General features: G+C 42.2%; 9 protein-coding genes, 20 tRNA genes and 3 rRNA genes. 29 read left to right on the forward strand and 3 right to left on the reverse strand.

The window, feature by feature from the left end:
* Nucleotides 1–20: 20 nt before the first annotated feature.
* Together MKY37_RS17370 and MKY37_RS17375 are read left to right on the forward strand one after the other, a co-directional pair.
* The gene (locus MKY37_RS17370; protein WP_340778960.1) at nucleotides 21–1,265 is read left to right on the forward strand and encodes a Glu/Leu/Phe/Val family dehydrogenase; all 1,245 of its coding nucleotides are present in this window, start codon (nucleotides 21–23) and stop codon (nucleotides 1,263–1,265) included.
* A gap of 80 nt (nucleotides 1,266–1,345) precedes the next feature.
* Complete coding sequence (locus MKY37_RS17375; RefSeq protein ID WP_340778962.1) at nucleotides 1,346–2,509, forward strand: iron-containing alcohol dehydrogenase; 1,164 nt, start codon at nucleotides 1,346–1,348, stop codon at nucleotides 2,507–2,509.
* A 105-nt stretch (nucleotides 2,510–2,614) separates the two neighbouring features.
* Here MKY37_RS17375 and MKY37_RS17380 read toward each other — a convergent pair whose 3' ends face one another.
* Both MKY37_RS17380 and MKY37_RS17385 read right to left on the reverse strand, forming a co-directional pair.
* A complete protein-coding gene (locus tag MKY37_RS17380) occupies nucleotides 2,615–3,604 on the reverse strand; it encodes a cation diffusion facilitator family transporter (protein WP_340778963.1) in 990 nt (329 codons plus the stop codon).
* A 13-nt stretch (nucleotides 3,605–3,617) separates the two neighbouring features.
* A complete protein-coding gene (locus tag MKY37_RS17385; RefSeq protein WP_340778965.1) occupies nucleotides 3,618–4,337 on the reverse strand; it encodes an MgtC/SapB family protein in 720 nt (239 codons plus the stop codon).
* Between the two features lie 642 nt (nucleotides 4,338–4,979).
* Here MKY37_RS17385 and MKY37_RS17390 point away from each other — a divergent pair.
* The 23 genes from MKY37_RS17390 to MKY37_RS17500 all read left to right on the forward strand — a co-directional run bounded on the left by MKY37_RS17390 (nucleotide 4,980) and on the right by MKY37_RS17500 (nucleotide 11,921).
* Nucleotides 4,980–6,533, forward strand: a 16S ribosomal RNA gene (locus tag MKY37_RS17390).
* A 196-nt stretch (nucleotides 6,534–6,729) separates the two neighbouring features.
* A 23S ribosomal RNA gene (locus MKY37_RS17395) occupies nucleotides 6,730–9,658 on the forward strand.
* 121 nt (nucleotides 9,659–9,779) lie between these two features.
* Nucleotides 9,780–9,895, forward strand: a 5S ribosomal RNA gene (gene rrf, locus MKY37_RS17400).
* The 16S, 23S and 5S rRNA genes sit together here with 20 tRNA genes alongside, the layout of an rRNA operon.
* Before the next feature lie 25 nt (nucleotides 9,896–9,920).
* Nucleotides 9,921–9,996, forward strand: a tRNA-Val gene (locus tag MKY37_RS17405).
* Nucleotides 9,997–10,011: 15 nt separating this feature from the next.
* Nucleotides 10,012–10,087, forward strand: a tRNA-Thr gene (locus MKY37_RS17410).
* Nucleotides 10,088–10,093: 6 nt separating this feature from the next.
* Nucleotides 10,094–10,166 (forward strand) — tRNA-Lys (locus MKY37_RS17415).
* A 25-nt stretch (nucleotides 10,167–10,191) separates the two neighbouring features.
* Nucleotides 10,192–10,276: transfer RNA gene (locus MKY37_RS17420), tRNA-Leu, on the forward strand.
* Nucleotides 10,277–10,293: 17 nt separating this feature from the next.
* Nucleotides 10,294–10,368: transfer RNA gene (locus MKY37_RS17425), tRNA-Gly, on the forward strand.
* Between the two features lie 15 nt (nucleotides 10,369–10,383).
* Nucleotides 10,384–10,472, forward strand: a tRNA-Leu gene (locus MKY37_RS17430).
* Between the two features lie 15 nt (nucleotides 10,473–10,487).
* A tRNA-Arg gene (locus tag MKY37_RS17435) sits at nucleotides 10,488–10,564 on the forward strand.
* A gap of 5 nt (nucleotides 10,565–10,569) precedes the next feature.
* A tRNA-Pro gene (locus tag MKY37_RS17440) sits at nucleotides 10,570–10,646 on the forward strand.
* A gap of 12 nt (nucleotides 10,647–10,658) precedes the next feature.
* Nucleotides 10,659–10,734: transfer RNA gene (locus tag MKY37_RS17445), tRNA-Ala, on the forward strand.
* A 23-nt stretch (nucleotides 10,735–10,757) separates the two neighbouring features.
* Nucleotides 10,758–10,831: transfer RNA gene (locus tag MKY37_RS17450), tRNA-Met, on the forward strand.
* A gap of 6 nt (nucleotides 10,832–10,837) precedes the next feature.
* Nucleotides 10,838–10,914: transfer RNA gene (locus MKY37_RS17455), tRNA-Ile, on the forward strand.
* A gap of 10 nt (nucleotides 10,915–10,924) precedes the next feature.
* Nucleotides 10,925–11,017, forward strand: a tRNA-Ser gene (locus MKY37_RS17460).
* 53 nt (nucleotides 11,018–11,070) lie between these two features.
* A tRNA-Met gene (locus tag MKY37_RS17465) sits at nucleotides 11,071–11,145 on the forward strand.
* 3 nt (nucleotides 11,146–11,148) lie between these two features.
* Nucleotides 11,149–11,224: transfer RNA gene (locus MKY37_RS17470), tRNA-Asp, on the forward strand.
* 203 nt (nucleotides 11,225–11,427) lie between these two features.
* Nucleotides 11,428–11,503: transfer RNA gene (locus MKY37_RS17475), tRNA-Phe, on the forward strand.
* Nucleotides 11,504–11,510: 7 nt separating this feature from the next.
* A tRNA-Gly gene (locus tag MKY37_RS17480) sits at nucleotides 11,511–11,584 on the forward strand.
* Between the two features lie 5 nt (nucleotides 11,585–11,589).
* Nucleotides 11,590–11,666, forward strand: a tRNA-Ile gene (locus MKY37_RS17485).
* 4 nt (nucleotides 11,667–11,670) lie between these two features.
* A tRNA-Asn gene (locus MKY37_RS17490) sits at nucleotides 11,671–11,745 on the forward strand.
* A gap of 7 nt (nucleotides 11,746–11,752) precedes the next feature.
* Nucleotides 11,753–11,843 (forward strand) — tRNA-Ser (locus MKY37_RS17495).
* Between the two features lie 6 nt (nucleotides 11,844–11,849).
* Nucleotides 11,850–11,921: transfer RNA gene (locus tag MKY37_RS17500), tRNA-Glu, on the forward strand.
* A gap of 571 nt (nucleotides 11,922–12,492) precedes the next feature.
* On the opposite strand, the gene MKY37_RS17505 is transcribed toward MKY37_RS17500, so the two are convergent.
* A complete protein-coding gene (locus MKY37_RS17505) occupies nucleotides 12,493–13,404 on the reverse strand; it encodes a 1,4-dihydroxy-2-naphthoate polyprenyltransferase (RefSeq protein WP_340778966.1) in 912 nt (303 codons plus the stop codon).
* A gap of 152 nt (nucleotides 13,405–13,556) precedes the next feature.
* On the opposite strand from MKY37_RS17505, the gene MKY37_RS17510 reads away from it, so the two are divergent.
* Genes MKY37_RS17510 through menB form a run of 4 tightly spaced genes read left to right on the forward strand, consistent with a single transcriptional unit; the run spans nucleotide 13,557 to nucleotide 18,253 of the window.
* The gene (locus MKY37_RS17510) at nucleotides 13,557–14,918 is read left to right on the forward strand and encodes an isochorismate synthase (RefSeq protein WP_340778967.1); all 1,362 of its coding nucleotides are present in this window, start codon (nucleotides 13,557–13,559) and stop codon (nucleotides 14,916–14,918) included.
* Nucleotides 14,911–16,629 (forward strand): 2-succinyl-5-enolpyruvyl-6-hydroxy-3-cyclohexene-1-carboxylic-acid synthase, encoded by a 1,719-nt coding sequence (gene menD / locus MKY37_RS17515; protein WP_340778968.1) that lies wholly within the window; start codon nucleotides 14,911–14,913, stop codon nucleotides 16,627–16,629. Before MKY37_RS17510 ends, menD begins: the two co-directional genes overlap by 8 nt.
* The gene (gene menH, locus MKY37_RS17520; protein WP_340778969.1) at nucleotides 16,611–17,438 is read left to right on the forward strand and encodes a 2-succinyl-6-hydroxy-2,4-cyclohexadiene-1-carboxylate synthase; all 828 of its coding nucleotides are present in this window, start codon (nucleotides 16,611–16,613) and stop codon (nucleotides 17,436–17,438) included. The genes menD and menH overlap by 19 nt, the downstream gene beginning before the upstream one ends.
* Nucleotides 17,435–18,253 carry a 1,4-dihydroxy-2-naphthoyl-CoA synthase gene (gene menB / locus MKY37_RS17525; RefSeq protein WP_090564459.1) on the forward strand — a complete coding sequence of 273 codons (819 nt, stop codon included), beginning with the start codon at nucleotides 17,435–17,437 and terminating at the stop codon, nucleotides 18,251–18,253. The genes menH and menB overlap by 4 nt, the downstream gene beginning before the upstream one ends.
* Nucleotides 18,254–18,342 lie beyond the last annotated feature (89 nt).

Here is an 18,342-nt window from a genome sequence, read left to right on the forward strand (position 1 = left end):
TAAAGAGGCGAAAATATAAAATGGCTGAAAATTTAAACCTGTTCACATCAACTCAGGCGGTTATTAAAGAGGCTCTGCACAAACTTGGTTATGACGAAGCAATGTATGATTTATTGAAAGAACCACTACGTATGCTAGAAGTTCGAATTCCAGTACGTATGGATGACAACACGGTGAAAGTTTTCACTGGATACCGTTCACAACATAATGATGCTGTTGGACCTACAAAAGGTGGAGTCCGTTTCCATCCAGGAGTAACACCAGATGAAATGAAAGCTCTATCTATGTGGATGACTTTAAAAGCTGGTATTGTTGACCTTCCTTATGGTGGTGGTAAAGGTGGAGTTATTTGTGATCCACGTGAAATGTCAATGGGAGAAATAGAACGCCTAAGCCGTGGATATGTACGTGCTGTTGGACAAATCGTTGGACCGACAAAAGACATTCCTGCTCCAGACGTATTTACAAATGCTCAAATCATGGCATGGATGATGGATGAATACAGTCGTATGGACCAATTCAATTCACCAGGCTTCATCACTGGTAAGCCACTAGTACTCGGTGGTTCACAAGGACGCGACCGCGCAACTGCTCAAGGTGTTACAATTATCATCAATGAAGCAGCAAAAAAACGCGATATTGATATGCAAGGTGCACGCGTTGTTATCCAAGGATTTGGTAATGCAGGAAGCTTTCTAGCTAAGTTTTTAAGTGACCAAGGTGCAAAAGTTATTGCTATTTCCGATGCATACGGGGCTTTACATGATCCAAACGGTTTAGACATTGACTATCTATTAGATCGTCGTGATAGCTTTGGAACGGTAACAACTCTATTTGAAAATACGATTTCTAACCAAGAATTATTAGAATTGGAATGTGATATTTTAGTTCCAGCTGCTATCGAAAACCAAATTACTGCGGAAAACGCTCATAATATTAAAGCGACTATCGTAGTAGAGGCTGCAAATGGACCAACTACAACAGAAGGTACTAAAATTCTTTATGATAGAGGAATTCTATTAGTGCCTGATGTTTTAGCTAGTGCTGGTGGAGTAACTGTTTCATATTTTGAATGGGTTCAAAATAACCAAGGTTACTACTGGACAGAAGAAGAAGTAGATGAAAAACTAGTGAAGAAAATGGTAGAAGCATTCCAAAACATTTACGAAGTTGCAACAACTCGTAATATTGATATGCGTCTAGCTGCTTATATGGTAGGTGTACGTAAAACTGCAGAAGCATCACGTTTCCGTGGTTGGGTATAAGTTAATAGTAAGGTGAACCGCTTGTATTTTACAAGCGGTTTTTTTATTATTAAGAAAGTATGGAAAGAGGAGGATTTTAGATGAACGCTTTTTCATTTTATAACCCTGTGAAATTGATATTTGGTAAAGGTCAAATAAGTAAATTAGGAGGAGAGTTATCTCCTTATGGGAAGAAAGTTCTTGTCGTTTACGGTGGAGGTAGTATAAAGAAAAATGGATTATACGACCAAGTAATGGCCGAATTAAAAGAAGTTGAAATGGTAGTATTTGAATTAGAGGGTGTAGAACCAAATCCTAGATTGGCAACTGCAAAACGGGGTGCAGAAATCTGTAAAGAAGAAGGGATAGACGTAATACTCGCAGTAGGTGGAGGTTCAGTGATAGATTGTACTAAACTTATCGCAGCTGCGGCTAAGTACGACGGAGATCCTTGGGATTTTGTCACGCGCAAAGCGGTTCCGCAAGAAGCATTGCCTTTTGGAGCTATATTAACGCTGGCAGCAACCGGTTCAGAGATGAATTCTGGGTCTGTTATTACTAATGAAGAAACACTAGAAAAATATGGCTGGGGAAATCCTTTAGTTTATCCGAAATTCTCCATTTTAGATCCGGTAAACACTTTCACAGTTCCTCTTGATCAAACGGTTTACGGAATAGTTGATATGATGTCTCATATGTTTGAGCAATACTATAACAATGCAACAAATACACCTGTTCAGGACGAATTGATAGAAGGGACTTTACGTTCAGTTATAGAAGTAGGACCAAAACTCATCAATGACCTAACCAACTATGAATATCGAGAAACTATATTATTTGCGGGCACCCTTGGTTTAAATGGCTTCCTACAAATGGGTTATAACGGCGACTGGGCAAGTCATAATTTAGAGCATGCAATTTCAGCTGTATATGATATTCCACACGGCGGGGGATTGGCTATCGTTTTCCCTAGATGGATGCGTCATAACGTAAAAGTAAATCCACAGCGTTTTGCGAAGCTTGCAACAAATGTTTTTAAAGTGAATCCAGAAGGTAAAACTGTTGAAGAGGTAGCTCATGAAGGAATAGATCGCTTAGAGGAGTTTTGGAATTCTTTAAACGCACCATCCAAATTAGCTGACTATAATATAGATGACAGCAAAATAGACCTTATGGTAGAAAAGGCAATGGTCTACGGAGACTATGGTAACTTCCATAAGTTAAATGCTGAAGACACTAAATCTATTTTGACTGCTTGTCTATAGTGAAATGAAACCACATGACAATTAATTGTCATGTGGTTTTTTATTTACTCCAAGATAGAAAAAGATGAATCACAACGCTAGTCATGATTCACCTTTTAAATTTAGTCAAGCACGTGTTTTTAACACAGTATGGGGATCCTTATGTTGAGTCCATGTTCTGATTCCATCATCCTCATCAAATGAGATTGTAATATCTGTTACTCCTTGTTGAGTTAAAATTAGTTCTTTTATATTATCGCTGATATCATCTACTTCGGCGAAGGTATACTGAGGATCAATTTCTACAATTATTTCTACATGCAGATATTCACCTTCCTTTATTACCTCAAGCTTTTGAATATCTTTTACATGCTCATTTTCAGATACAATATGAGCAATATGAACAAGCATTTGTTCATCCGTTTCCCCTAATGCGCCTCTAGCGTTATCTAGGAATACTTTTCCAACTACATAGAACATCATTATACCAATCATAATAGAAGCGATACCCTCTGCTTGTAAAAAACCAGTGAAGTGAGAAATTAGAACAGCTACGAAAGCTAAGATACCTCCAGATGTTGCTACCAAATCTTCCATAAAAACAAGTTTTGTTGCAGGTTTTGCTCTACTTAAGTTAGCAAAACTTGTTGTTAATGGGGATAGAAGGGTACCTTTAATACCAACTTCATGCAAAATTTCTTTCCCTGCTTTGTACAGAACTACAAATTCTAACACAATGGCAATTGCAAGTACGCTAAGTGTGATTGCTACACCTGTAGATTCGCTTGGATGTTGTATATGGTGCCATCCTTCTATAATAGTCTCGTAAGATAAAATACCGACGATAATTACAGCGCCTAAGCAAACGAGGTTTACTAAGCGCCCAAAACCATTTGGAAATCTTGGTGTTGGTGCTTTCTTAGACAATGAAGAACCGATGTAAACGAAGAATTGGTTTGCTGCATCACCTATGGAGTGCATCATTTCTGCGAACATTGCTACATTTCCAGTAAAGAAAAACGCTCCACCTTTTAACAAGGCTATAATTGTATTTACAATTGCTGCTAATAAAGAGGGTTTGTTGCCGTCTTTTAATAACTTGAATAATTCTCCCATATGATTGCTCCTTTTAAATAGATTCTACCTCTACCGATTCAATAAAACTTTGTTTTTTTATCGTAGCGTAGAATTCAGCAGTATTTTTTTTAGTAATTATGGATAATCTCATATCCATTTCGTGTTTAACCGTATTATTGTCTAAAGTGATGTCTTTAATGCGGATACTTTCTATATAAACACCGCTTCCTTGTAAAAAGTCATATACTTTAGGTATACTTTCTGGATTTCCTACCAAAACTGTAAGGGATAATTCCTTCGATCTCAATCGTTTTGGTCCTATTTTAGTGAGAAGTGGAGGGATCAATTCAATTCCTACTATTACAATAATTACACTAAGTGCTGATTCAACATAAAACCCTGCACCAACGGCTATACCTATTCCTCCAGCTCCCCAAATCATAGCAGCAGTCGTTAAGCCGGTTATACTATCATTTCCTTTACGTAATATAACTCCAGCTCCGAGAAAACCTATTCCACTAACTATTTGTGCTGCTAAACGCAAAGGATCCATCGTAATATTTATAGCGTCATTTGGAGAAGCTTTATAAGCAGCTTCAATGGATATGTATGTTAGTAGACAGCTAAATGTAGCAATTACTATACTTGTCTTTAATCCAATCGGTTTCTTCTTTAGTTCCCTTTCTATACCTATTATTAAACTTAATAATGCAGCAAAAATTAATTTAAATATGATTTCAGTATAATCATTAAGGTAGTTTAGCCATTCCATCAAAACTCCTCCTTATTTCTTTTAATGTATTGAGAGCTTTTTTAACCACTATCTACTATTAATTGCCCTACTTTATGGAATAGCATAGTTCGGTAGATTTGTTTCTCTTATTATAAGGATTGAGATAATTAAAATAAAGCGCTGTTGTATTCGTTGTTTTGAGTTATGAGAGGTTTTCTATTACTCAAACTAATATTTTTTTCGGCTTGAAATGAATTGATAATTTGATTTATCAAGTTAATAATGGGCTAAAAGGATAGAAAGATACCTAGTTGGTTGTTTCGAATAATGAAGATCTGTTCTTAATAAGATACGAGTAATTCAAGAGTTTAGTAGTTATTTAAGTTTTTTTCATAAAAAGGGTTGCTTTTTATTTCTAAACGATGTATATTAATACTTGTCCTTCGGAACGAGATACAAACAACTTGAAAAACTTCAAAAAAATGTTTGACATCAAATCTGAAATAAGTTATACTAATAAAGTCGTCAAAACGACTTGAACAACATGAACATTGAAAACTGAACATGCAAAACGTTAAGACATACAGCTTATCAGCTAACTTGTTAGAATGATAAGCAAAACAATTTTGACATCATTTAATGATGATGCCAGCAAAACAAAATGAGCTTTTTAAGTTCTCTATTATGGAGAGTTTGATCCTGGCTCAGGACGAACGCTGGCGGCATGCCTAATACATGCAAGTCGAGCGAATGACGAAGAAGCTTGCTTCTTCTGATTTAGCGGCGGACGGGTGAGTAACACGTGGGCAACCTGCCCTGTAGATTGGGATAACTCCGGGAAACCGGGGCTAATACCGAATAATCCATTTCCTCACATGGGGAAATGTTAAAAGACGGTCTCGGCTGTCACTACAGGATGGGCCCGCGGCGCATTAGCTAGTTGGTGAGGTAACGGCTCACCAAGGCGACGATGCGTAGCCGACCTGAGAGGGTGATCGGCCACACTGGGACTGAGACACGGCCCAGACTCCTACGGGAGGCAGCAGTAGGGAATCTTCCACAATGGACGAAAGTCTGATGGAGCAATGCCGCGTGAGTGAAGAAGGTTTTCGGATCGTAAAACTCTGTTGTGAGGGAAGAACAAGTACGAGAGTAACTGCTCGTACCTTGACGGTACCTCATTAGAAAGCCACGGCTAACTACGTGCCAGCAGCCGCGGTAATACGTAGGTGGCAAGCGTTGTCCGGAATTATTGGGCGTAAAGCGCGCGCAGGCGGTCCTTTAAGTCTGATGTGAAATCCCACGGCTCAACCGTGGAAGGTCATTGGAAACTGGGGGACTTGAGTACAGAAGAGGAAAGCGGAATTCCAAGTGTAGCGGTGAAATGCGTAGAGATTTGGAGGAACACCAGTGGCGAAGGCGGCTTTCTGGTCTGTAACTGACGCTGAGGCGCGAAAGCGTGGGGAGCAAACAGGATTAGATACCCTGGTAGTCCACGCCGTAAACGATGAGTGCTAAGTGTTAGGGGGTTTCCGCCCCTTAGTGCTGCAGCTAACGCATTAAGCACTCCGCCTGGGGAGTACGGTCGCAAGACTGAAACTCAAAGGAATTGACGGGGGCCCGCACAAGCGGTGGAGCATGTGGTTTAATTCGAAGCAACGCGAAGAACCTTACCAGGTCTTGACATCCCGCTGACCGCTCTAGAGATAGAGTTTTCCCTTCGGGGACAGCGGTGACAGGTGGTGCATGGTTGTCGTCAGCTCGTGTCGTGAGATGTTGGGTTAAGTCCCGCAACGAGCGCAACCCTTGATCTTAGTTGCCAGCATTCAGTTGGGCACTCTAAGGTGACTGCCGGTGATAAACCGGAGGAAGGTGGGGATGACGTCAAATCATCATGCCCCTTATGACCTGGGCTACACACGTGCTACAATGGACGGTACAGAGGGTCGCAACCCCGCGAGGGTGAGCAAATCCCATAAAACCGTTCTCAGTTCGGATTGTAGGCTGCAACTCGCCTACATGAAGCCGGAATCGCTAGTAATCGTGGATCAGCATGCCACGGTGAATACGTTCCCGGGCCTTGTACACACCGCCCGTCACACCACGAGAGTTTGTAACACCCGAAGTCGGTGGGGTAACCCTTACGGGAGCCAGCCGCCGAAGGTGGGACAGATGATTGGGGTGAAGTCGTAACAAGGTAGCCGTATCGGAAGGTGCGGCTGGATCACCTCCTTTCTAAGGATAATATCGGAATACAGATCTTTATCTGTATCTTAACGTTTTGCAGTTCAGTTTTGAATGTTCATTTTTATATGAAGATTCAACGCTTGTTCTTTGAAAACTGGATAAAACGACATTGAAACAATAAACAACAAGAAATTCTGTTGTGATTATTTACGTAATCATGACGTGTAAGACTTTTTAACTTTTAGGTTAAGTTAATAAGGGCGCACGGTGAATGCCTTGGCACTAGGAGTCGACGAAGGACGGCACTAACACCGATATGCTTCGGGGAGCTGTAAGTGAGCTTTGATCCGGAGATTTCCGAATGGGGAAACCCACTGTTCGTAATGGAGCAGTACATTTGCGTGAATACATAGCGCATCTGAGACACACCCAGGGAACTGAAACATCTAAGTACCTGGAGGAAGAGAAAGAAAAATCGATTCCCTGAGTAGCGGCGAGCGAAACGGGAATAGCCCAAACCAAGAGGCTTGCCTCTTGGGGTTGTAGGACACTCTACATAGAGTTACAAAGGAATGAGTTAGACGAAGCGATCTGGAAAGGTCCGCAGGATAGGGTAAAAGCCCCGTAGTCCAAAATTCATTCTCTCTTGAGTGTATCCTGAGTACGGCGGAACACGTGAAATTCCGTCGGAATCCGGGAGGACCATCTCCCAAGGCTAAATACTACCTAGTGACCGATAGTGAACCAGTACCGTGAGGGAAAGGTGAAAAGCACCCCGGAAGGGGAGTGAAATAGATCCTGAAACCGTGTGCCTACAAGTAGTTAGAGCCCGTTAATGGGTGATAGCGTGCCTTTTGTAGAATGAACCGGCGAGTTACGATTACATGCAAGGTTAAGTTGAGAAGACGGAGCCGCAGCGAAAGCGAGTCTGAATAGGGCGAATGAGTATGTGGTCGTAGACCCGAAACCAGGTGATCTACCCATGTCCAGGATGAAGGTAAGGTAACACTTACTGGAGGTCCGAACCCACGCACGTTGAAAAGTGCGGGGATGAGGTGTGGGTAGCGGAGAAATTCCAATCGAACCTGGAGATAGCTGGTTCTCTCCGAAATAGCTTTAGGGCTAGCCTCAAACGTTAGAATCTTGGAGGTAGAGCACTGTTTGGACTAGGGGCCCATCCCGGGTTACCGAATTCAGACAAACTCCGAATGCCAATGATTTATGTTTGGGAGTCAGACTGCGAGTGATAAGATCCGTAGTCAAGAGGGAAACAGCCCAGACCACCAGCTAAGGTCCCAAAGTATTTGTTAAGTGGAAAAGGATGTGGCGTTGCTTAGACAACCAGGATGTTGGCTTAGAAGCAGCCATCATTTAAAGAGTGCGTAATAGCTCACTGGTCGAGTGACGCTGCGCCGAAAATGTATCGGGGCTAAACAAATCACCGAAGCTGTGGATTGATACCTTTGGTATCAGTGGTAGGAGAGCGTTCTAAGGGCGTTGAAGTCAGACCGGAAGGACTGGTGGAGCGCTTAGAAGTGAGAATGCCGGTATGAGTAGCGAAAGACGGGTGAGAATCCCGTCCACCGTATGACTAAGGTTTCCTGAGGAAGGCTCGTCCGCTCAGGGTTAGTCGGGACCTAAGCCGAGGCCGATAGGCGTAGGCGATGGATAACAGGTTGATATTCCTGTACCACCAAACCACCGTTTGAGTAATGGGGGGACGCAGAAGGATAGGGTAAGCATGCTGTTGGTTATGCATGTCCAAGCAGTAAGGTGTGAATGTAGGCAAATCCGCATTCTATAACATTGAGCTGTGATGGCGAGGACGTATGTCCGGAGTTCCTGATTTCACACTGCCAAGAAAAGCCTCTAGCGAGGTGATAGGTGCCCGTACCGCAAACCGACACAGGTAGTCGAGGAGAGAATCCTAAGGTGAGCGAGAGAACTCTCGTTAAGGAACTCGGCAAAATGACCCCGTAACTTCGGGAGAAGGGGTGCTCTTTAGGGTGAATAGCCTTGAAGAGCCGCAGTGAATAGGCCCAGGCGACTGTTTAGCAAAAACACAGGTCTCTGCAAAACCGTAAGGTGAAGTATAGGGGCTGACGCCTGCCCGGTGCTGGAAGGTTAAGAGGAGTGCTTAGCGCAAGCGAAGGTGCGAATTGAAGCCCCAGTAAACGGCGGCCGTAACTATAACGGTCCTAAGGTAGCGAAATTCCTTGTCGGGTAAGTTCCGACCCGCACGAAAGGCGTAACGATCTGGGCACTGTCTCAACGAGAGACTCGGTGAAATTATAGTACCTGTGAAGATGCAGGTTACCCGCGACAGGACGGAAAGACCCCGTGGAGCTTTACTATAGCTTGATATTGAATTTTGGTGCAACTTGTACAGGATAGGCAGGAGCCATAGAGCCCGGAGCGCCAGCTTCGGAGGAGGCGTCGGTGGGATACTGCCCTGGTTGTATTGAAATTCTAACCCATACCCGTAACCCGGGTAGGAGACAGTGTCAGGCGGGTAGTTTGACTGGGGCGGTCGCCTCCTAAAGTGTAACGGAGGCGCCCAAAGGTTCCCTCAGAATGGTTGGAAATCATTCGAAGAGTGTAAAGGCAGAAGGGAGCTTGACTGCGAGACCTACAAGTCGAGCAGGGTCGAAAGACGGGCTTAGTGATCCGGTGGTTCCGCATGGAAGGGCCATCGCTCAACGGATAAAAGCTACCCCGGGGATAACAGGCTTATCTCCCCCAAGAGTCCACATCGACGGGGAGGTTTGGCACCTCGATGTCGGCTCATCGCATCCTGGGGCTGTAGTCGGTCCCAAGGGTTGGGCTGTTCGCCCATTAAAGCGGTACGCGAGCTGGGTTCAGAACGTCGTGAGACAGTTCGGTCCCTATCCGTCGTGGGCGTAGGAAATTTGAGAGGAGCTGTCCTTAGTACGAGAGGACCGGGATGGACACACCGCTGGTGTACCAGTTGTTCTGCCAAGAGCATCGCTGGGTAGCTATGTGTGGACGGGATAAGTGCTGAAAGCATCTAAGCACGAAGCCCCCCTCAAGATGAGATTTCCCATTACGCAAGTAAGTAAGATCCCTCAAAGACGATGAGGTAGATAGGTTCGGGGTGGAAGCGTGGCGACATGTGCAGCTGACGAATACTAATCGATCGAGGACTTAACCAAATTTGTTTATCGTAACAATGTCGTTTATCCAGTTTTGAAAGAATAAATTTTTTATTAAAAAACTCTTGCAATATTCTACAGGGTTGTTATAATAAAACTTGTCTTTCAATAATTATTCAGGTCTAGTGATGATGGCAAAGAGGTCACACCCGTTCCCATACCGAACACGGAAGTTAAGCTCTTTAGCGCCGATGGTAGTTGGGGGTTTCCCCCTGTGAGAGTAGGACGTCGCTGGGCTTGCAAATAATACATAAATTACCCAGGAGGATTAGCTCAGCTGGGAGAGCATCTGCCTTACAAGCAGAGGGTCGGCGGTTCGAGCCCGTCATCCTCCACCATAATATTTTACTCCTGCCGGAGTAGCTCAACTGGTAGAGCAACTGACTTGTAATCAGTAGGTTGAGGGTTCAAGTCCTTTCTCCGGCACCATTTTTCGAGCCATTAGCTCAGTTGGTAGAGCATCTGACTTTTAATCAGAGGGTCGTAGGTTCGAATCCTACATGGCTCATCACTTTTTATAGTGAATATATATTGCGGGTGTGGCGGAACTGGCAGACGCACTAGACTTAGGATCTAGCGCCGCAAGGCGTGGGGGTTCGACTCCCTTCACCCGCACCATTTAATTTAATAACCGAGCGGAAGTAGTTCAGTGGTAGAACACCACCTTGCCAAGGTGGGGGTCGCGAGTTCGAACCTCGTCTTCCGCTCCAAAGATTCACTAAAGTGCCGGGGTGGCGGAACTGGCAGACGCACAGGACTTAAAATCCTGCGGTAGGTGACTACCGTACCGGTTCGATTCCGGTCCTCGGCACCACTTTTATGAAACATTGCGCTCGTAGCTCAATTGGATAGAGCACTTGACTACGAATCAAGAGGTTGCAGGTTCGAGTCCTGCCGAGCGCACCATATAACGGGAAGTAGCTCAGCTTGGTAGAGCACTTGGTTTGGGACCAAGGGGTCGCAGGTTCGAATCCTGTCTTCCCGACCAGTTATTATTTTTGGGGCCTTAGCTCAGCTGGGAGAGCGCCTGCCTTGCACGCAGGAGGTCAGCGGTTCGATCCCGCTAGGCTCCACCATTTATAAAAAGTTTGAAAATCTTGGCGGTGTAGCTCAGCTGGCTAGAGCACTCGGTTCATACCCGAAAGGTCGTGGGTTCGACTCCCTCTGCCGCCATCTTAAGGACCTTTAGCTCAGTTGGTTAGAGCAGACGGCTCATAACCGTCCGGTCGCAGGTTCGAGTCCTGCAAGGTCCACCAACAATATCTTGGAGGAATACCCAAGTCTGGCTGAAGGGATCGGTCTTGAAAACCGACAGGCGGGTCATACCGCGCGGGGGTTCGAATCCCTCTTCCTCCTCCATTTTCATCTTATTGTTTGTGGAAGTAATAAATTATCCTTAAGTATTGTATTGTCGCGGGGTGGAGCAGTGGTAGCTCGTCGGGCTCATAACCCGAAGGTCGCAGGTTCAAATCCTGTCCCCGCAACCAAATGGTCCCGTGGTGTAGCGGTTAACATGCCTGCCTGTCACGCAGGAGATCGCCGGTTCGATCCCGGTCGGGACCGCCATTTATTTATATAAGTTTCAAACCTTATACATATTAATTATTGATTTAGGATAAGCAAAAGGCTTAGCGTAAATCGATTAGAAGTTTGGAATAAGCAAGCAGGTCGAGGAAGCAATCGAGCGAAAGAAGGAGCGTACTAAAGTACGTGACTGATTGAACGAGTGAAGTTGACGAAGAGATGCGTAGCTTAGTGCAAACTGAAGAGGCTCAGTAGCTCAGTCGGTAGAGCAAAGGACTGAAAATCCTTGTGTCGGCGGTTCGATTCCGTCCTGAGCCACCATAGTAATGCGGGTGTAGTTTAGTGGTAAAACCTCAGCCTTCCAAGCTGATGATGAGAGTTCGATTCTCTTCACCCGCTCCAATAATGGGCCTATAGCTCAGCTGGTTAGAGCGCACGCCTGATAAGCGTGAGGTCGATGGTTCGAGTCCATTTAGGCCCACCATTATTCCGAAGTAGCTCAGTGGTAGAGCAATCGACTGTTAATCGATTGGTCGTAGGTTCGAGTCCTACCTTCGGAGCCATATATATGGGGAAGTACTCAAGTGGCTGAAGAGGCGCCCCTGCTAAGGGTGTAGGTCGGGCAACCGGCGCGAGGGTTCAAATCCCTCCTTCTCCGCCATATATAGGCCCCTTGGTCAAGCGGTTAAGACACCGCCCTTTCACGGCGGTAACACGGGTTCGAATCCCGTAGGGGTCATACTCAAAAAAAGGTAACCATTCATTGGTTACCTTTTTTTATATTTGCATTTCATTACTATTAACTATTTCTGCTGTTATACATAGGCGCTTGCACTTTCCTAGAAAAATAAGAACGTATATGGAATATCATGCTGCGAACCGAGCGTTCGTAATACTTTAAAGAATGTTTCAATAGCTACTATATAGGGAGTAGATTTAGTTTTATAATAGTGGTAATACAGAGAAATAGTAACTGTTTATCTAATATAGAAGGAAAGGTGCAACTGAAATTGTATCTTCGGAGGCCGCGCGATGCGGATTAGGCAGTCGTCGTGATACGATGTAGCGTTCTTAGAACGTCATCCTCATTAAAAGATTGGAATGAGTTTCTTCCCAAAAGCTATATTAACCTAGTTCCTAAAGTTGAAGGAGGGGGATGGATATAAAAACGCTATAAAAGTACCGGGCGTCTATTTACCGGTTTTTCGAACCAAATATAATATGTAGATAGAAAACTAGATTAGCGTACATTATATAAACAAAAACAGATGAGAAGGTAAATAACCCCTCATCTGTTTTTATTTTAATTGTTATAAATAATAGCCAATCAGTAAACCTATTCCTAATAGAAACACAAAAATCGTATTTGTCAGTGCAGTATCTTTCATAGCTGGTGCTACTTGAACTGGATTTTCTGTTTGCTTAAACAATTTAATCGCATGTATTGGTTTCTTCAGACTTAATAAGACCAATAAACTCCATGGGGTGATTATTTGTAGAAGTACTAAACCAATGATCCATAGGTAAGATAATACAAAATAAGAAGCTAGAATAGTAATGGCGTTTTTTCGACCAACTAATATAGCCATCGTTTTTCGACCACCTACAGTATCTTCAACTAAATCTCGAATATTATTAGAAAGCATTATCCCAGCAACAAGAAGGGCACTTGGTACAGATAATAAAACAGCAAATACTGGCACTGAACCAACTTGAATATAAACGGCAATTAAAACAATTAACATACCCATAAACAACCCACTAAATAGTTCTCCAAAGGGAGTACTAGAAATAGGGTAAGGTCCACCTGTGTAGAAATATCCCACTGCCATAGAAATCGCACCAACTACTAATAATAGCCAGGAGCTTTCGTAACAAATATAGATTCCTAATAAGGCAGCTATTATATATAATAATAGGGCTAATTGCATGACAGTTTTGGGTTTTACACCATTACGGACAATAGCTCCACCGATACCTACCGATTCCTCGCTATCGAGGCCTCGTACAAAATCATAATATTCGTTAAACATATTTGTAGCAGCTTGTATGAGTAGACATGCTAGTAACATAGCTATAAATAATAACCAGTCAATTTTAGCCTCATATAGGGCAATCATTGTACCTAAGAAAACAGGAGCAAATGAGGCAGTTAGAGTATGTGGTCTTGTTAATTTCCACCAAACACGCCAGCCTTTATCTGCTTGAAATTCGTGTGACATCATTTTTCTCTCCTTTAAAAGAATCCAAACTCAATTTTAGCATATATTTATGGCTAAATGTGTGCTGAAATGTGTAGAAAGATGTATGATTAAGGGTAGAGTAAATTAATTATCCTAGATAAAAGAGTAGTTATTAAACGGAGGTCATATTTATGCCGAAAACTACCGGTGCCATTAATACAAAATACCGTTTTTATACGGAAACGATAGAAGTATCAAGATTATCCGCACAAGCCTTTTTTGAGGCAGGGGACGAAATATATAAAGGGAAACGTTATTTTTGGCAAAACAAAGAGAAAACGCTCACTTTAGTAGGGTTGGGACATGCCCATACAATTACAAATAATTTAGAAGATGATAGATACAAGGATATTGATATGAAGTGGAAGGAACTATGCCAGTCATCATTAAAGGAAAAAGCAGATGTATCTCCTATTCTTTTTGGGGGATTCGCGTTTGATCCGAAAAACAAGATTAAGTCGGAATGGGATACATTTCCGTCTGCATTCTTTGTCGTATCTACATTTCAGTTAGTTATTCGACATGACCAAGCATTTGTAAATATTCACTATATTACGGATGAAGCGAAGAGCACGGAAACTTTTGAACAGCTACGTATAGAAAGAGACACACTAATACACACTGCTCAAGTAAAAGAGTTAAAGGTACATGCCAAACCAACCCTAATCAACCGAGAAGATCGCTTGAAGGATGAGTATTTGCATGCGGTGGAGGATGTAACGAAAAGAATAAGAGAAGATGAAGTACAAAAGGTAGTAATTGCAAGATCACTAAAACTAACATTTGACGATAATTTCTCTCCAGCTACAGCAATATATAATACTTCAATGGAACAACCAGAGAGTTATTTGTTTGGTATAGAGAATGATGAGAAAATCTTTTTTGGTGCAACACCTGAGCGATTAGTAAAAGTGGAAAATGATAAAGCACAATCTGCTGGACTAGCGGGTTCTATAAGACGAGGGAAAAATTCTCTCGAGGACAAAGAGCTAGGAGATTCTTTATTGTCAGATTCCAAAAATTTAGGTGAGCATAAATATGTAGTTGAAATGATTAAGAAAGTATTTATGCAATATTGTGAGGATATTAAAGTACCTACTAGACCAAAGCTTATGAAAATCAGAGATATTCAGCATCTATATTCTCCGATAGAAGGGAATCTTAAAAAGGATTCTTCGCTATTCGAGCTAGTACAGGCTTTACATCCAACTCCAGCATTAGGGGGAGAGCCTCGTCAGGATGCGATTAAGATTATTCGTGAGTCTGAACAGATGAACCGTGGATATTATGCTGCACCTATTGGCTGGATCAATGCTGAAGGAGACGGTGAGTTCGCTGTTGGGATACGTTCCGCTTTAGTGGAAAATGAACATGCCTATTTATATGCAGGTGGTGGAATTGTTGCCGAATCATCATCCTTGGATGAATTTGAGGAGACACGAGTGAAGTTCCGTCCGATGCTTCGAACACTTGGAGGAAATATGAATGACTAACATCGAGTATTTAACATCTTATGTCAATCACTTTGTAGAAACGATTAAACAGGCAGGGGTTCAGGATATTGTTATGTGTCCTGGTTCAAGGTCTACTCCACTTGCTTATGCATTTGCCAAAAGTGAGGGTTTTCAATTTTATCGTCAAATAGATGAGCGTTCTGCTGGTTATTTTGCGCTGGGGATTGCAAAAGCAAAAAAAAATCCTGTTGTACTTTTATGTACTTCTGGGACCGCAGCTGCAAATTTCTTTCCCGCTATAGTGGAAGCATACTACGCTCGAGTGCCTTTATTGGTCGTTACAGCCGATCGTCCACATGAACTAAGAGAAGTAGGCGCACCTCAAGCAATTGATCAGCTTCATTTATACGGTAAGCATGTGAAGTGGACAGTTGACTTTCCCTTACCTGAAAAGGATGTAGCAAATTTGGCATTTGTAGAGCGTCATATTCAGCGTGCAGTGTCTACATCTAAAGCTTTTCCGATGGGTCCTGTCCATATTAACGTACCATTCCGTGAACCGTTATTACTTGATATGGAGCAAGCCTTACCAACAGTGAATATGCAAGTACCGGAGATAGGAAAGCTAGTACCTAGTGAAGAATTTTTAGTATGGTATAAAGATATTCTTCAAAATGAAGAAAAGGGATTATTTATAGTTGGAGATTCTCTTCCAACTACTGATGGTTTTTGGGAATTTGCAAAAATGGTACAGTGGCCAGTTCTAGTTGACCCGTTATCGAATTTAAGAACGTCTGTACCTGATGATTGTATGGATTTATGTGTTGATCAATACGACGCTATTCTTAAAAATGATACTTTTAAAAAAGAGGCTGGTCCAAATGTAGTAATCCGTTTTGGAGCTCAACCAGTTTCTAAGCCCTTAATGTTGTTTTTAAAGTCTTGTAAGCCTAAAGTGTTTATTGTTGTAGATGAAAGCCCTCTATTCCGTGATTCACTTCATATCGCTACTCATCATGTACAGGTTGAGGCTGAATCATTATGGATCAAAGCACTGGAAAAGGCAGCTTCTTCATATACAAATTCCTGGTCTCAAGCAAATGAAATAGCGACTAAGCATGTGAACAATTATATCCAAAATGAATCAGATGAAGGTGCATTAGCAGGAATGTTGTTTGAAAAATTGCCTGATATGTCTTATTTATTTGCTAGTAGCAGCATGCCTATTCGAGATGTAGATACTTTTTTCAATAAAACGACTAAGGATATTCTGCTCTATGCGAATAGAGGAACTAATGGAATAGACGGAGTAGTTTCTTCAGCACTCGGAGCTCAAGCGGCATTAGATCGTCCAGGATATCTTTTAATTGGAGACTTAGCGTTTCTACATGACTTGAATGGTTTGGTTGTGACTCGATTCCACCCAACCGATATGACAATTATCGTTATGAATAATGATGGTGGAGGAATTTTCTCTTATTTATCCCAATCTACTGAAACCAATTATTTTGAACATTTATTTGGTACTCCTACAGGATTAGAGTTTTCACATATTGCAGCTATGTATAATGCTCAGTATACTGCAGTTCATTCGAAGGAAGGCTTTAAAGATGCATTAGCTGAAGAGAAGTCGAAGGATATTCGTATTATAGAAGTATTTACGAATAGACAAGTTAATACAGAAACACATCGCAAATTATGGACTGATATTTCGAAGGAGCTGGACTCGGTTTGGAAAGTACAACTGTAAATGTCCGTGGGATTGATATCCATTTCAACAGATATAATAATGGAGCAAAGGAAAGAATCGTTTTTTTACATGGCTTTACGGGATCTAGACATTCCTGGGATGAAGTGATTACATTTCTACCTAAAACATTTGATATATTAACCATTGATCTTATTGGGCACGGAGAAACTTCTAAGCCTATGATTTCATCCCGTTATGCTGTAGAGGAGCAGATTGCAGACTTACAAGCATTGTTTCAGCAGCTTCAGTGGAGTAATTTTACGCTAGTTGGTTATTCAATGGGTGGTCGATTGGCTCTTCCCTATGCAAGCCAATATCCTGTAAAAAAGCTTATACTTGAAAGTAGTTCTCCTGGTCTTATTGATAAAGAAGAACGTTTAAATAGAAAACAATCAGATGAGCAGCTTGCGGACCGAATATTGAATGAAGGACTCACATCCTTTGTGGATTTTTGGGAAGGAATTCCTTTATTTCATTCTCAGCGACAACTAACTTTGGAGAAAAAACAGCACATACGACAGGAGCGACTTGCGGGCTCTGAAATAGGGTTAGCTAATAGCTTGCGTGGATTTAGTACTGGCGTGCAGCCTTCCTATTGGGACAAGCTCGAAGAAATCGTCACACCAACATTTTTGATAACTGGAGAGCTAGATGAAAAGTTTAGCAAGCTTGCGAAAGAGATGAAAAAATACCTTCCAAAAGCTGCACATAAAGAAATTATGGATGTAGGTCATGCAATTCATGTGGAAAATCCTGAATTGTTTGCTACAATAGTAGAGGATATTATTTTAAAGGAGGATGTAAGATGACTCGCGAATGGACAACATTACATACATATGAAGACATTAAGTATGAGTTTTATAACGGAATTGCTAAAGTAACTATTAACCGTCCTGAGGTGCGTAATGCATTTCGCCCTAAAACAGTAATGGAAATGATTGATGCATTTTCTCGTGCTCGTGACGATCAAAATGTAGGTGTCATTATTTTAACTGGTGAAGGTGAGCATGCATTTTGTTCAGGAGGAGACCAAAAAGTACGTGGACATGGTGGATATGTAGGAGAAGACGAAATTCCACGTTTAAACGTACTAGATTTACAACGTCTTATCCGTGTAATCCCTAAACCAGTAGTAGCAATGGTAGCTGGATATGCAATTGGAGGCGGACATGTTTTACATGTAGTATGTGATTTAACAATTGCTGCTGATAATGCGAGATTTGGACAAACTGGACCTAAGGTTGGATCGTTTGATGCCGGCTACGGTTCTGGTTATTTAGCACGCATTATCGGACATAAAAAAGCGCGTGAAATTTGGTACTTATGCCGTCAATATGATGCACAGCAAGCACTTGATATGGGATTAGTCAATACGGTAGTTCCATACGCGCAATTAGAGGATGAAACTGTTCAATGGTGTGAGGAAATGCTAGAAATGAGTCCAACAGCACTTCGTTTCTTAAAAGCTGCGATGAATGCAGATACGGATGGTTTAGCAGGTCTTCAACAATTAGCAGGTGACGCAACTCTGCTTTACTATACAACGGATGAGGCAAAAGAAGGTCGCGATTCTTTTAAAGAAAAACGCAAACCAGATTTTGGTCAATTCCCACGTTTCCCGTGATGAGTGAACCTCTGTAAGTAAGAAGCTATCCTTTTATAGGATGGCTTTTTTACATAGAGTATATCAAATTAACCAATGGTACCAGATTA

The organism is Psychrobacillus sp. FSL K6-2836, assembly GCF_038003085.1.
Taxonomy (GTDB): Bacteria; Bacillota; Bacilli; order Bacillales_A; family Planococcaceae; genus Psychrobacillus.